Raw genomic sequence first — 14594 nt, 5'->3', positions numbered from 1 at the left:
AGCAAAAAATATTAATTTAAAAAACAGGTCTGCTATTATTTTAATAAACAGACCTGTTTTTTTATTCTTTTCTTGATTCTCTTACTTCGTCTTACTCTGCTTTCCAGACATCTGTACACCCATAACATTTACATCCACTGCTTTTACAAAAAGTCCCGTTTTATCTTCTACCTCACTTTTTACTACCAATTGGATTCTTTTAGCCAGATCAATTATAGTGGAACCATATTCAACAATCACAGAGATACAAGTTGACATAGATTTTCCTTCCATTAAATCAACTTTAATCCCCTCTTCTATCTCTTTTACACCTAGCAGTGTCCCAAATCCACTTTTAGAATGGGTAACCAAACCGGCAACACCAGAAATATTGCTAACTACTCTACTTACGATAGTTGCTAAAACTTCAGGAAGAATGTTAATTTCTCCTAAATTATCTTTGATAATTTTTTCTTTTTTCCCCGAGTTTTCTTGTGGAGGTAGATCTGCTTTTTTTTCAACTTTTTCTACCGGTGGTTGAACTCTCTCTTTTTTTATTTTCTCTTTATTAACTTTCTTAGCATCTATTTCTTGATCTTGCATAATAATTACTCCTTAATATTTATGTAAAATAACTCCCTATATACAATGTTTCAAGAATAGCTTATGAACTGGGAGTAACTAAAAATTTAATTGCAGTTCTCTCGTCACCATTAATTTCAACATCGACAAAAGCCGGGATACAAACTAAATCAACTCCACTTGTTGCTGTATATCCCCTAGCAATGGCAATGGCTTTAATCGCTTGGTTAACGGCACCTGCCCCTATTGCTTGTAATTCGACCTTACCTTTTTCTCTTATTACTCCTGCTAATGCACCGGCAACTGCTTTTGGATTTGATTTTGAAGAAACCTTTAACAATTCCATTTAGAACCTCCTATATCTATATACTAGCAACTATTCTCCTAATGTTGTAATTATCGTTACTTCTTATTTTATATAACTTTTATTTTGTATAGATATCTCTTAGAGCAATGAATTTTAAACTCTCATACACCTCCTTCAAAATTACCAACAAATAACGAATCATTAAATCCTAATAGCTACTTTTTCTATTAATTATTATAACAAATTTGTCTCATAAATGAAATTAGATTGTATTTCTCATATTTAACAGTTATAATTTGAAATTTTTTATTAACATCTTTATCTGTTGATATTGTCGGTTGTTCATATAAGGAGAGCAATAAGGCATTAAAGCATCATTATGCCATAAAGGATCAACTGGTTCTTGCCAGCCATACTCTCTAATAATATTTTTCCACATTTTTGTTCCAGGAATAGGAGAATATTTTGCCAGGTATGGTTTAATACCATTATCTAGCACTAAACGAATTGAATCAATAATACTTTGTACGTTCTGTTCTGGTAAGCCAATTAACAAATAAGCTCGAATCTGTTCTGGAGAAAACCCTTCTTGTAATAAAATCTTAACCGCCTTTATAAAAGAAGCATTATCCACTTTATTACCTGTCTTCTTTTGTAATTTTGGATCAGTTGTTTCTAGCCCCAGCCATATCTTCTTAAATCCACATTCCAGCATTAATTGGGCGATTGGTTGGGTAATTAATCCAGCGTGTAAGGCATTAGGGGTATAAAAATTAATGTTTAAATCTCTCTTTTTTATTTCTTTCAATAGAGGTATAAAGTATTTTTCTGCCTTTACCAATAAAGCATCATCATAAAAAACAAAATTATTAATTCTTTTTAATCTTTTCCAGTAAATTATTTCATTTACAACCTGATCTGCTTTTCGGAATTCAAGCTTAGAATTAATTAAATAAGAGGCGCAATAACTACATCTAAATGGACAACCCCTTGAAGTCATCAAACAAATATAATCAAGCATGGGATATAAATCCCATGCCGGATAAGGATAATAATTTAGATTTTGATAGTCATTATTCTTTGAATCATGCTGGCTGATGGAATGACCTGTTATATTTTGTAACAATTGCAATAATGTATCCAATTGAACATTTTTAAGAATATAATCAGCCTTGGAAAAATTTACTGCATGCTGATAACATAGCGTAGTATAGATACCTCCCAAGATGATAGGACAATCGGGATAATATTTTTTTACTAGCTCAATAGTCCTAAAAACACCAGGATACCAGTAAGTCATTATGGATGTTATTAAAACAGCATCTGGTTTAGAATAATATTGTATTTTTTCCTGAAAAATTGATTCAGTAATACCATAACGACAATAGTTTCTGGGAATGTGTTTCAAGGATTCTGGTTTTGTTATTTTTTCTTTATAAAATGGTCCTCTTCCATCAAGATTATGTTTTGCTAAAACATAGTCCGATTTCTTCAGTAAACCTGGTTCAAAACGATCCATACAATCAATATAATCTATATGATAGTCCTTTTCCCTTAATATAGCTGCAACATAAAGCAATCCTAATGGTTTAGACCAGAAATCATAAGCAGTAAAATCGTATATCCATGGATTTATTAAAAGCAATTTAATTTTTTTTCTGACTCTACTCACTTCTGAACTTCTTTATTTTCATAATACTCTATTTATATCATAACATTCATCTTGAGATACCCAATATTTCAGACTTCTTAGAATGAAACCAACCTTGTTGTCCGATTATCCAGGAGGAATCTCTTTTAAGATTTATTTATATTGAACAGCTCAGGTTGACAAAAGTAGGAAAAGGGTATACAATTCCCAAGACAGTAAATATCTTCTATTATGATGTAAATTAATAATATATATGATAATAATATATAATTTTACCAGAAAGATTAGACTATACTAATAAAATAGGAAGATGTTTAACTATATTTTTACATTGTATTTTGGAAAAATTTGAATTTTTGTTACAATATATAGTTGATAGTATCAGAATTTTAGAAAAATTGCGATACTATTAACTTTTCTTTTTTAGAAACAATATATGCTAACAAGATTATTAGGTAAATATTCATAGAAAATCCAAATGGATTAAAAAATAGATATAAGGTACTGCTAAATATTAAACTTGATATTAATTTAAGGGATTCTCAGGGGGCCCCTTGAATATCCTAAATCTTTAACAATTACTGCAAAAAGATATCAGAGTATTGTAATTAACACTCTGATGTTAATAAATTGAGAACCTAAATAATAAATGATTTCTCTTTTTAACGTTAAAAATAAATTTTGAGCAAAAGTTGTTTTTGCTCAGGAGGAAATGCTTTTGAAAGTTATAATTATTGGAGCAGGCAAAGTTGGTATCCAAATTGCTCAGACTCTTTCAGCAGAAAATCATGATGTAACTATTATAGACAAACGTGAAGATATCAGACAGGATCTGGATAGTAATCTGGATATCATGACCATTATTGGAAACGGCGCTAATGTAAGAATTCTGGAACAAGCAGGAATAAAAGAAGCAGATATGCTTATTGCAGTAACCAGGATAGATGAGGTCAATATGGTTGCTTGTATGACAGCAAAACAATTTAATGTTGCTAAAACTATTGCCCGCATCAGAAATACTGAATATATGTACAGCAACTCACTTTCCAAGGAAAAATTAGGTATTGATTATGTTATTAATCCTGAAAGAGCAACAGCTAAAGAAATAGTAAGATTATTAAAAACTCCTTCCAATGTCTGCGAAGCTCAGGATTTTGCTGGTGGAAAAATTTCTTTATTTGGCTTAAAAATTGAAGAGGATTGCCATTTTGCTAATAAAAAAATAAGAGATATTAGTTTTGGGCGTCATACCCTGATGGCAGCTATCTTTAGAGAGGATAACCTAATAATTCCTACGGGTAATGATGAAATTTTTATAGGAGATACTGTATATTTATTAATCAGGAAAGAAAATTACTCTGATTTGGAACTGTTGTGTAATAAGAAATCCGGCGTTTTACAAAATGTTCTTATCTTTGGTGGAAGTAACATTGGTATTCAGGTTGCTTCTCTATTAAATAAAATTGGTATCAAAACAAAATTAATCGAAATGAATAAGCAAAAAAGCGAAACAATATCAGAATTATTACCTCAAACATTGGTTATTAATGGAGACGGTACCAATATAGAACTTCTAAAGGAAGAAGGAATTGAAAAAACTGATGGATTTGTTGCAGTTACCGGTTATGATGAAGAGAATCTACTGGTATCACTACTGGCAAAACATCTTGGGACAAAAAAGGTTATTGCCAAAATTAGCAGAACTAATTACATTCCTATTTTAGAAAAAATAGGTATAGATGCAGTTGTCAACCCTCGTCTAACAACTGCTTCCGCCATATTACGTTTCCTGAAACGTGGTGAACTTATCACCCTCACCTTACTCAAAGAAGGAGAAATTGAGGTAGCAGAATTAATTGCCCAACCAGATAGTAAAATCAATGATAAACCTTTAAAATCAATTGATTTTCCAAAAAATTCCATTATTGGGGCAATTATTAGAAAAGAAGAGGTAATTATTCCTCATGGAGATGATTTTATCAAAGCAGGGGATAAGGTCATTGTATTTACTAAAACAACAGAAATTAATAAGATAGAACAGCTTTTTTTATGAAGTGGGGAAATTTAATTCATTGAAATATAGCATTGTATTCAATACTCTCGGTATATTAATATTTTTCCTGGGTTTAAGTATGATCTTTCCTCTGTTCTATGCCCTTTATTACCAAGAAGAGGTAGCTATATATGCCTTCTTGTCCTCAATAATAATAACTTCCCTCTCCGGATTGTTCTTACACTTTAATTTCAAAACTGAAGATGGAATAGGAAGAAAAGAGGGCTTTGCTATTGCTACACTGGGATGGATAATTGCAGCAACATTTGGATCATTTCCCTTTCTTTTTAGCGGGACATTAACTAATTTTATTGATGCCTATTTTGAATCAATGTCAGGCTTCACTACCACCGGGGCAACGGTTCTTCAATATATCGAAGGAAATCCGCTTTCTGTTCTATTTTGGAGGAATCAAATACAATGGATAGGAGGAATGGGAATTATTGTATTGGTTGTGGCAATCTTACCTGCATTAGGTGTAGGAGGTATGCAATTATTCAAATTAGAGGTCCCCGGACCAGAACCAGATAAGTTGAAACCACGTATCAAAGAAACAGCAAAGTTATTATATCTGGTTTATATCATTATCTCTGGTCTCCAGGTTGTTTGTCTTTACCTAACCGGAATGTCTTTATATGATGCAATTACGCATATGTTTGGCACCATGGCTACAGGAGGTTTTACACCTAAAAATCTAAGTGTTGGTCACTATAACAATCCTACCTACGATATGATAATGACTTTTTTCATGCTCATAGCAGGCGCAAATTTTACCCTGCACTACAAAGTATTGCATGGTAATTTAAAAAGTTTATTTAAAGATAGAGAATTCCTTTTTTATTTAGGAGTAATTTTTATATCCATTTTTATCATTACTACCCAATTACATCTTTATATTTATAAATCAATATTAACTGCCCTCCGTTATGCTTCATTTCAGGTTGTTTCTATAGTAACTACAACTGGTTTTGCCACCACTGATTTCGATCAATGGCCAACTCTCTCAAAGAGTATTTTAATTATTTTAATGTTTATCGGAGGTTGTGCTGGTTCCACCGGTGGTGCTATCAAAAATATTCGGATTCTCATTTTATTAAAAAAGGTTGGTCGAGAGTTTCAAAGAATTCTTCATCCACATGCTATCACCCCTATTTATGTTGGTAATAAAAAAATTTCAGATGAGGTAGCAAGCAATGTTACTTCTTTTTTTCTGTTATATATTATGATATTTGTCTTCAGTTCCCTGGTTATGTCAGCTTTGGGCTTGGACCTGGTCAGTGCTATGACTTCAGTTGCAGCTACTCTGGGTAATGTCGGACCAGGATTAGGATTAGTCGGGCCTACCCAAAACTATGCCTTTATACCACCTTTAGGTAAAATTCTGTTAAGTTTATGCATGCTATTAGGGCGATTAGAAATTTATACCGTCTTTATCCTACTTATTCCTGAATTCTGGAAGAGCTAACTTGTTGGACTATTTTTAGCTGGTAAATACATTCTATTTTAACACTAAAATTTGTTGTGGATTTTATCAATTTTATAGTATAATATTATTGCTTAATCATTATACTAATCTAGATATCACAATTTTTAAGGATCTAATTTGAAGAAATTAATATTATGGGTATCTTATAAGAATAGTAATTCTTTAAAAAATAATTTTTCTTTTTTAAATCTTACTAATCGATTATCTTCATATTGCTGGCAATACTACTTCTATTAATTTGCTTTACAATAGCTTTTCCTTTATTTCCCTAACAATTGTTCATTTGCTGTCCTATATTAATCTAAATAAGGGGAGTGATTCTATTGCCAAAAAAGATTTTGTTTGTCTATAATCAAGTAAGTAAAAAATATAAATATGGTTTGTTTCGAGAATGTACCTTGGATACTGATGTACAGGCTATTCGTGAAGCATTGATGAAAACAAAATGTAATATTTTATCACTAGATCTTTATAATCCGGAACAACTAGATAGTTTTATTATGGATAACTATCCCATTGATTTTGCCTTTGTCCTGGCGGAAGGTTTTAAAGATTACCCCCATACTTTGTATAATGGCTATGGTGCTGCTCAAGTTCGAGAACAATTAAAAACTCATAATATTCCCTCCAGCCATGCCAGTATTGAAAGTATGGAAATATGTCGAAATAAAGACTTTACCTATCAAAAATTACAGGAATATAGTATTCCAGTTCCCAAACATTTTGTGTTTGATCTTCATAACCGCTTTCGAAAAAAACAGCTATTACGGGAGATTGAACGCATAGGATACCCCTTAATGATTAAACCGGCAGGTGGGGGAGATAGCATAGGAATCACTCCAAAATCAGTTGTTCATAATCTGACTGAACTAAAGCACAAAATTGAATATTTAAAAAGGACATTGGGTCTAGAAAAAATAATTATTGAACAATATCTACCAGGACAGGAATTTACAGTTGGAGTATTGGGTGGTGAAACTAAATATGTCTTACCCATTATCGCTTTTCCGGAAAACTGGGGAATTCGTTATACCAGAACAAAGAACAAAGAATATAGAATGCAAAACCAGTTTAAAATAATTGGACACAAACATATTTTGTTCTCCCCTCTAGTTGACATCTCGGTAAAAAGTTTCCTGGCGGTCAAAGCTAATGATATCATTCGCCTGGACATTAAAAAAGACCAGGAAGACAATCTTTATGTTATTGATATAAATGGTACTCCCTCTCTTTCGGTACATGGATCTGTAACTTTTATGGCTAGTAAAGTAGGATTATCCCATAGTCAGCTAATTAAGATTGTCTTTTATGAGAGTATGGTAAGAAATAATCTAGTTCCTAGCCAGTATCTGGAAGAACTAATTACTCCTCTTAAAGAAAGATTATATCCCCATGCGGGTGACCAATTAATTGAAGTATTTTCAGAAGATACAGGATATAGTTGATATTTAATATTCAGATTAAAATATACTGCTTGAAGTATATTCAAATACCATTAACCAATCATTTTTTCTGGTAACCAGGTAATAATCTGTGGGAATACAATACAAAGTATCAGACAAAATATTATCAAGATTATAAAAGGAACCACTCCTTTTATGATATCAGCCATAGTAACACCTAATTCTTTGGGAGCAGTCCCTCGACAGACAAAGATAGACATCGCCATAGGTGGTGTTTGAAATGCCATTTGCAAGTTAATACAAATCATCATCGCAGCCCATAAAGGATCAAATCCCAATTTTAGAAGTATAGGTGAGAAAACTGGAACAATAATAAAAACTATACCTATCCACTCGATAAACATCCCTAAAACAAATACAATCAACATAACCATGGCAAACGCCCCCCACCTCCCACCAGGTACAGCCATAATCAAATTGGTAACCACTCCTCCACAGCCTGCACTCATAAATACCCCTACAAAAGCATAACTTAAGCCTGCAATTAGAAGAACAAATGCACTAACTCGTAGCACTTCCATGGCACTATGCTTAATTAAGTTCCAGGTAAACTTTCGGTAAAGAATAGCTAAGATTACTACTGCTAAACTTCCCATCGCTGCAGCCTCAGTAGGAGGAGCAATGCCGGTATAAATAGTTCCTAATACTGCTATGATAATTAACAAAGTAGGAGCTACAGCCTTTAACAGTTTTAGTGTTTTTTCTCTATATGATATTTTATGTCTTTCTTCTTCAGGAATAGGTGGTCCTAATTTTGGATTTAATGCACAGCGAATGGTTATATATGTAATATATAAACCGGAAAGAATGAGACCAGGGAAAATTGCTCCCATAAACATTTTACCAACTGATACACCAGCTTGGGGACCATACACCACCAACATAATACTTGGAGGTATAAGTATACCCAGGGTACCAGCAGCAACAATTGAGCCAGTAGCTATAGACTTATCATAACCTCTCTTAATCATTGGAGCCAGAGCAATAAGTGTTAATATAGTTACAGAAGCAGTGATAGTCCCTAAACAGGCTGCAAGGAGTGTGCCTACTATAATAGTAACTACAGCTAATCCACCTTTGAATCCACTTAGCCATTCATACAATGCATTATATAAATCCTCAGCTATTCCTGAATTTTCAAGTATCACTCCCATAAAAGTAAACAGAGGTACAGCTAAATAAGGATAATTTAGGGTTAATTCATAAAGCCTTGAATAAAGTATATTGAAGGTAATTTTAGGTCCAAATATTATAGTGCCAACCAAAAAAGCCACACTACCTATTACCAGGCCAATAGGAAAACCAGTTAAGACTAAAGTTAAAACTCCTCCTAACATTAAGACAGTAATCATTTCTGGACTAAGTGCTATCAAGTGGTTCACCTCTTATTATAAAATATATATCTCTAATAAAGTTCGCTACACCCTGTAGCAACAATATTAATATTCCTAGAGTAAAAACGGTTCTATAGGGAGCTGCAGGTGGATACCAGAAGGTGGAAATCATCTTTTCATTAATTCTCCATGCCCTAATTGCCCAGTTTATTGACACAGTGAGTAAAGCAATAACTATAGGGAAAAAAAGGAATAGAGAAGAAATAACATTCATTAATGCTTGCTTTTTTGGTGATAACTTTCGATAGAATAAATCTACTCTAGTATGAGAATCACATAAATAATCATAAGCCCATCCCAGAACATATAGTATACCGCCGGATATACATAAAGTATCATAAGCCCAAATGGTAGGCGCATTAAAGAAATGTCTGGAAATGGTATCATATGCGCCTACCAGAACAAGGAGCCAGGCAAACCATTTTGCCCCGGATGCGGCTAATTTACTTATTGAATCAATAGCAATTAGTATCTTTTTTAAGGTCAGCATTTAATTGTAAACTCCTTGTTATTTATTAATAATATTATTTATTAGAGTAAGCCTGCCAATATTTGTTCATAGATTCTAGAATATCACAATATACTTGGTCTTCTTTTGCTGCTTTTTCTTCGTAATATTTTTTTGCTTCAGTAGACAATGCTTCTTCTACTTCTGGAGGAAGTTTATAAACTGTACAGCCATATTCTTTAAATTTATCAAGTGCTAAAATAGATTGATAAACTAAATATTCATGCTGGGCTTGAGTCCACTTATCAATTAAATCTTGTACTAACCGCTTGAGATCATCCGGAAGTTTTTCCCAGGAATCCTTATTCACAAAGAAGCACTGGGGATCACTTGGAGCGCGGGAAGGAGAAAGAATTACATATTCAGCAATTTCATTGAAATGCATATCCCAGTTAGAAGCTAGTGTGGAATATTCAAAGGCATCAATAGTGCCTCTCTGCATCGCTTCATAAAGTTCACCACCTGGTAAAAATACTACAGAAGCTCCCATTCTATTTAAAACTTCTCCTGCGTCACCAGAGGCACGAATCTTCAAACCTTTTATATCCCCTGCAGTCTTTATTTCTCTCTTAGAATGGAGGAAAACTTCTTCTGGTAGAGGGGATAAAGCTCCGGGGAAGGTCAGGACATTAAATCCTTCCATCATTTTGTTCATTAATTCTGCACCACCAGCATAATTAAACCAAGTTCGCAATGCCTCTCCAGGAAGCCCACCTGGCCTTGAGCTAATTAATCCGGCTGAAGGCCACTTATCTAAATTGTACATAGGACAGGTATAACACATATCTAATACGCCTTCGCTAACTCCATTAAGTTCTTGTGTTGCGGGGATAACCGAACCACCCACAAAAGCTTGAACTTCTAATCTACCTCCACTGGCTATCGTAATTGCTTCACATAGTTTATCATGATAAATTTGAGATGGATCGGTAGCAGGGCCATGACCGGAAGATTTCCAAATAATCTTATCCTGCGCTAAAGCATTAATTGAGCCTATAATTAGAAAAGCAACTACCAAGAAAACAAATATTAACATTTTATTATTAAACTTCAACATCATTAACCTCCTAATATTTAAATACTATTCTATTATTTTCATAAAAATATAGTCTTTTAATCACCTCCCTTTTGAATTTTTTCAGTAACTTTTTCTTGTTAATAAGAGCAGTAAACGATAATAGAATGAATTACTTGGAATTGCTAAAATATAAATACTTTCTTTCAATTGTAATTCTGTAACGTTGTTATATTAAACAAGGGATTAATGTGAGGTTATTTTTGCTATAACTGTAGTTTATTTGAAACAATTTATTTTCCACAATGTTTTTGTTCTTGAAACTATGTAATTAATAAAAGTTCATTTATTTATTATCTATAACTCAATTTATTCTCTTATTAATATTTTACCATTTTTTCTTAGAAAAGCTGAAATTGTTTTACTCAATAGTTCAATTTTCTTCAATTTAGAAAATTCTAAGCTCATTGAAGGATTCTCTGGTTTGATTAGATAATCAATTCCATGTTCTTTTACTATCCAGCCAGAATTATCTATTAATGCACTGATTGATACTACTGGTATGCTATATTTTTTTGCTATTCTGGCTACCCCAATAGGAGTTTTACCATAAATCGTAGAACCATTTATTTCACCCTCGCCAGTAATCACTAAATTTGCATCTTTTAACTTTTGCTCCAGATGAACAGTATCTATAACTATATCTATACCGGGTTTTAGTTCTGCATCTAAAAAAGCCATTAATCCAGCACCCAATCCTCCTGCAGCTCCGGCACCTGGAATATTCTTTATATCTTTGCCTAAATCACGTTTAATAACATCAGCAAGATGGTATAACGCTTCATCGAGAATCTTAACCATCTCTCCTGTTGCGCCTTTTTGAGGACCATATATGTTGGAAGCACCGGTAGGACCACATAAAGGATTTTGAACATCAGAAGCTACCAGGAAGCTGGTTTCTTTTACTCGATGATCAATCTCAGAAAGATCAATCCGATTTAAATAAGATAGCTGTACTCCTCCAAATCCTATTTCCTTATCATTCTCATCAAGTAAATGTATTCCTAATGCCTGTAACATTCCTGCTCCTCCGTCATTGGTAGCGCTTCCTCCAATACCGATAATCATCTTATGGCATCCATAATCAAGTGCACTCTTGATTAATTGACCCGTACCAAAGGTTGTAGTAATTAAGGGATTTTTTCTCTCGGAGGGAACAAGAGGAAGCCCGGAGGCAGAAGCCATTTCAATTACAGCAGTTACCTCGTCACCAAGGATACCAAAGTTGGCTAACACAGGTTCACCAAGAGGTCCTATTACTTCTTGTTGATATATCTTTCCCTGAGTGGCATTTACTAAACATTCAACGGTACCTTCTCCTCCATCGGCCATTGGTACCTTCTCCGCTATGGCAGCTGGATAAACCTGTTTTACACCTTGCGCTATCGCTTCTGAAACTTCAATAGCGCTTAAACTACCTTTAAAGGAATCAGGGGCAATAACAATCTTCATTAATTTTTTACTTTCCTTTTACTGACTTATAAATTAACAAAAATATAAATTTTTATTAGTACCTTTAATAATTGTAGATATTATGTAGAATTTTATCATTAGATAATATGACAAAATTATCCCTATATTTTTGCAAATTATTTGTAGGTATATACAAATTATAAAAAAATATAACTGGATTAAATTCTATTCTTCTTGAAAATGCTTCATCTTCAGTGCTATATACAATTGAATAGCCTCATTAAACTTACGCGGATCTAAACCGGTGGCATGTCTAATCTTTTCTAAACGATAAAGAAGTGTATTACGATGAACAAAAATAGCTTTACTTGTGTTAGTTATACTCAGATTATTTTCAAAAAAAACCTGAAGGGTATCCCAAAAAATAGCTTTTAGCTCTTTTCTTTTATTATTTATATCTTTTTTAAAAATATTTTTAATATAATTATTTCTTATTTCTGGATTAAGTTCTGCACATAATCGATAAATACCTAAATCAGCAATATGGTGAATACCAATTTTACTATTTACCTTATCTCCTATTTCAATAGCACGACAGGCTTCTTGATAGGAATGCATTATACCTTTAATGCCAGGATGATATTCTCCCATACCAATTGAAGCAACAAATTTTCGCTGGATTAAAATTGCCTCCTTTATCTGATTACTTATTTTTATTAATTTAGCTCTAATAATTTCTGGCTTATTACCAATATTGATGGTTTTAAGGACTACAAAGCGATCTCCTCCGACATAAGACACAATATCCTGAGGTTGATGTTGAAAAAGATCTCGGATTGTCCTTAAAATATCATTCTTTAATCTCTGCAAATAAATTTCACCTTCTTTTAATCCACTATGATCTCTTATGCTATTACGAGTTGTTTTTTCAAAACGATAGATATTTACTGAAAGTGCAACTCTGGGAATGGTAATATCATAGCCAACAATATTACCTCTGGCAATAAATAAATCCTTATCATTTCCTACTCTACCTGAAATTAGGTCGTGAATAAAATTCTCCTTAGCCTGACTCTCTAAGGCAATCTCTTTCAATAGAAATTCCTGTTGCAACATCATCTCAACAGCCATCTTGATAATCTCTCCAAAAGGACCAACTTCATCAGGATTACCAGTGATACCTACCACACCAATAATCTCATTATTATCCTCTATAGGCAAATTGACCCCCGGTTTAACACCAACTAAATGATTTTCATTTTCCGGATAAATAAACATTTTTTCCTTATTCTTAATAACCAGGGCTGCGCCTTCGTGATATTGATTTAGTCGACTTCTATCCCCAGTTCCGATAATAAATCCATTTTCATCCATGATGTTGATATTCTTCCCAATAATACTTATTGTCCGATCAACAATCTGTTGGGCTAAATCGTGAGTAATTTTCATAAAAATATCCTCCTGAATAGTTACTTGGCCTCTCATGGTAGATATTTCGAAAGATATTCTAATCTTTTAGATAAATCCTATCCTTAATTATTTCAATTTTACCCTGGGCAAATAATTGAATAGCTCTTGGTAAAAGTTGATGTTCATATTTCAATATTCTCCGGGAGAGGGATTCCTCATCATCAAATTGTTTTACTTCCACCGCTTTTTGCAAAATGATTGGTCCACTATCAACTCCTTCATCAACAAAATGCACTGTGCAGCCGCTTACTTTAACACCATATTCCAGTGCTTGCCTCTGAGCATGCAATCCCGGAAAAGCTGGTAATAAAGCAGGATGAATATTTATAATACGGTAATGATATTTTTTAACAAAACTAGGACTCAATAAACGCATATATCCTGCCAGAACTATAAGATCAATTTTATTACTATCAAGATGCTTTATGATTTCCTGCTCATATTCCTCTTTACTGCTAAACATTTTATAATGTACAACCTGGATTTTGATATTATTTTTTTTCGCTCTCTGTAAGGCATAAGCCCTGGGATTATCACATAGAACTAATTTTATTTCCCCATTAATTCTGCCTTTCTTTATGGCATTAATAATAGCCTGGAGATTACTTCCTCTCCCTGAAACCAAAACCGCAATACTAATCATAATTTCTTATTTCCTTGATTAATAATTAATAATATTTATATCATAATATTCTACTACACCTAAACTAATACCCATATAAGTCCAATTACAATGATCATTACTAATTAGTGTCTAATAAGTTATCTTAATCTCTGCTTTTTATTTTTAACTTAATATGGACAATACTCTAAAGGAAGTAGATAAGTAAAAGTTCCTTTAATAGGTGAATTATATTAACGATTATTAAATCCTTAATTTCAAGTTATATAGATTGCCATGTCCTTTTTGGTCTTCTTTATTACCATACCTATAATATATGCTGACTCTTGTAGTTGATGTAATCTATTCAATATAGCTTTCTGATCTTCTGGAGCTACTACTATGACCATTCCTATACCCATATTAAAAGTATGGAACATTTCTGAAATAGCAATCTTCCCCTTCTCCTGAATTAATTTAAAAATAGGTGGGATAGGCCAATTACTTTGAAATATGCGAACAGCAACATCTCCGGGCAGGATACGGGGAATATTATCAAGGAAACCGCCTCCGGTAATATGGGCGATACCTTTAATTTGAAATTCTTTTAAC

The 14594-nt window shown here is 33.0% G+C and carries 13 protein-coding genes; 3 read left to right on the top strand and 10 right to left on the bottom strand.

Going from position 1 to position 14594, the window contains the following annotated elements:
* Positions 1-81: 81 nt before the first annotated feature.
* The 3 genes from PHD84_07310 to PHD84_07300 form a co-directional block, all read right to left on the bottom strand.
* Positions 82-582, bottom strand: a complete 501-nt coding sequence (locus PHD84_07310) for an Asp23/Gls24 family envelope stress response protein (protein MDD5637604.1) — start codon at positions 580-582, stop codon at positions 82-84.
* Between the two features lie 61 nt (positions 583-643).
* Positions 644-907 carry a stage V sporulation protein S gene (locus PHD84_07305; GenBank protein MDD5637603.1) on the bottom strand — a complete coding sequence of 88 codons (264 nt, stop codon included), beginning with the start codon at positions 905-907 and terminating at the stop codon, positions 644-646.
* A 250-nt stretch (positions 908-1157) separates the two neighbouring features.
* Positions 1158-2540 carry a B12-binding domain-containing radical SAM protein gene (locus PHD84_07300; protein ID MDD5637602.1) on the bottom strand — a complete coding sequence of 461 codons (1383 nt, stop codon included), beginning with the start codon at positions 2538-2540 and terminating at the stop codon, positions 1158-1160.
* Between the two features lie 697 nt (positions 2541-3237).
* Here PHD84_07300 and trkA point away from each other — a divergent pair.
* The 3 genes from trkA to PHD84_07285 all read left to right on the top strand — a co-directional run bounded on the left by trkA (position 3238) and on the right by PHD84_07285 (position 7503).
* Positions 3238-4572 carry a Trk system potassium transporter TrkA gene (trkA, locus tag PHD84_07295; GenBank protein MDD5637601.1) on the top strand — a complete coding sequence of 445 codons (1335 nt, stop codon included), beginning with the start codon at positions 3238-3240 and terminating at the stop codon, positions 4570-4572.
* A gap of 19 nt (positions 4573-4591) precedes the next feature.
* Complete coding sequence (locus tag PHD84_07290; GenBank protein ID MDD5637600.1) at positions 4592-6037, top strand: TrkH family potassium uptake protein; 1446 nt, start codon at positions 4592-4594, stop codon at positions 6035-6037.
* 344 nt (positions 6038-6381) lie between these two features.
* Positions 6382-7503 (top strand): ATP-grasp domain-containing protein, encoded by a 1122-nt coding sequence (locus PHD84_07285; protein MDD5637599.1) that lies wholly within the window; start codon positions 6382-6384, stop codon positions 7501-7503.
* Positions 7504-7553: 50 nt separating this feature from the next.
* Here PHD84_07285 and PHD84_07280 read toward each other — a convergent pair whose 3' ends face one another.
* From PHD84_07280 to PHD84_07250, 7 genes are all read right to left on the bottom strand, one after another.
* Entirely contained in the window at positions 7554-8903 is a 1350-nt protein-coding gene (locus tag PHD84_07280) for a TRAP transporter large permease subunit (protein ID MDD5637598.1), read from the bottom strand.
* Positions 8881-9405: a TRAP transporter small permease subunit gene (locus tag PHD84_07275; GenBank protein MDD5637597.1), complete on the bottom strand. Its 525-nt coding sequence runs from the start codon at positions 9403-9405 to the stop codon at positions 8881-8883. The genes PHD84_07280 and PHD84_07275 overlap by 23 nt, the downstream gene beginning before the upstream one ends.
* 34 nt (positions 9406-9439) lie before the next feature.
* Positions 9440-10480: a TRAP transporter substrate-binding protein DctP gene (gene dctP, locus PHD84_07270; GenBank protein MDD5637596.1), complete on the bottom strand. Its 1041-nt coding sequence runs from the start codon at positions 10478-10480 to the stop codon at positions 9440-9442.
* Between the two features lie 327 nt (positions 10481-10807).
* The gene (locus PHD84_07265) at positions 10808-11950 is read right to left on the bottom strand and encodes a glycerate kinase (protein ID MDD5637595.1); all 1143 of its coding nucleotides are present in this window, start codon (positions 11948-11950) and stop codon (positions 10808-10810) included.
* 186 nt (positions 11951-12136) lie between these two features.
* Complete coding sequence (locus PHD84_07260) at positions 12137-13360, bottom strand: sugar diacid recognition domain-containing protein (GenBank protein MDD5637594.1); 1224 nt, start codon at positions 13358-13360, stop codon at positions 12137-12139.
* Positions 13361-13418: 58 nt separating this feature from the next.
* On the bottom strand, positions 13419-14024 hold the full coding sequence (gene purN, locus PHD84_07255; GenBank protein ID MDD5637593.1) for a phosphoribosylglycinamide formyltransferase: 606 nt from the start codon (positions 14022-14024) through the stop codon (positions 13419-13421).
* A 236-nt stretch (positions 14025-14260) separates the two neighbouring features.
* Positions 14261-14594 (bottom strand): AIR synthase-related protein (locus PHD84_07250; protein MDD5637592.1); only part of this gene is annotated, 334 nt, incomplete at its 5' end.

It is taken from the genome of Atribacterota bacterium, assembly GCA_028717805.1.
Lineage (GTDB): Bacteria > Atribacterota > Phoenicimicrobiia > Phoenicimicrobiales > Stramentimicrobiaceae > Stramentimicrobium.
Note: the sequence above shows the minus strand (reverse complement) of the source record. Positions and strands in the feature narration are given on the sequence as shown.

What these genes read in the sequence shown, in the direction of transcription:
- PHD84_07265 (MDD5637595.1), bottom strand. Translation starts at nt 11,950, where the DNA reads ATGAAGATTGTTATTGCCCCTGATTCCTTTAAAGGTAGTTTAAGCGCT.
- PHD84_07275 (MDD5637597.1), bottom strand. Translation starts at nt 9,405, where the DNA reads ATGCTGACCTTAAAAAAGATACTAATTGCTATTGATTCAATAAGTAAA.
- PHD84_07305 (MDD5637603.1), bottom strand. Translation starts at nt 907, where the DNA reads ATGGAATTGTTAAAGGTTTCTTCAAAATCAAATCCAAAAGCAGTTGCC.
- PHD84_07310 (MDD5637604.1), bottom strand. Translation starts at nt 582, where the DNA reads ATGCAAGATCAAGAAATAGATGCTAAGAAAGTTAATAAAGAGAAAATA.
- dctP (MDD5637596.1), bottom strand. Translation starts at nt 10,480, where the DNA reads ATGTTGAAGTTTAATAATAAAATGTTAATATTTGTTTTCTTGGTAGTT.
- PHD84_07260 (MDD5637594.1), bottom strand. Translation starts at nt 13,360, where the DNA reads ATGAAAATTACTCACGATTTAGCCCAACAGATTGTTGATCGGACAATA.
- purN (MDD5637593.1), bottom strand. Translation starts at nt 14,024, where the DNA reads ATGATTAGTATTGCGGTTTTGGTTTCAGGGAGAGGAAGTAATCTCCAG.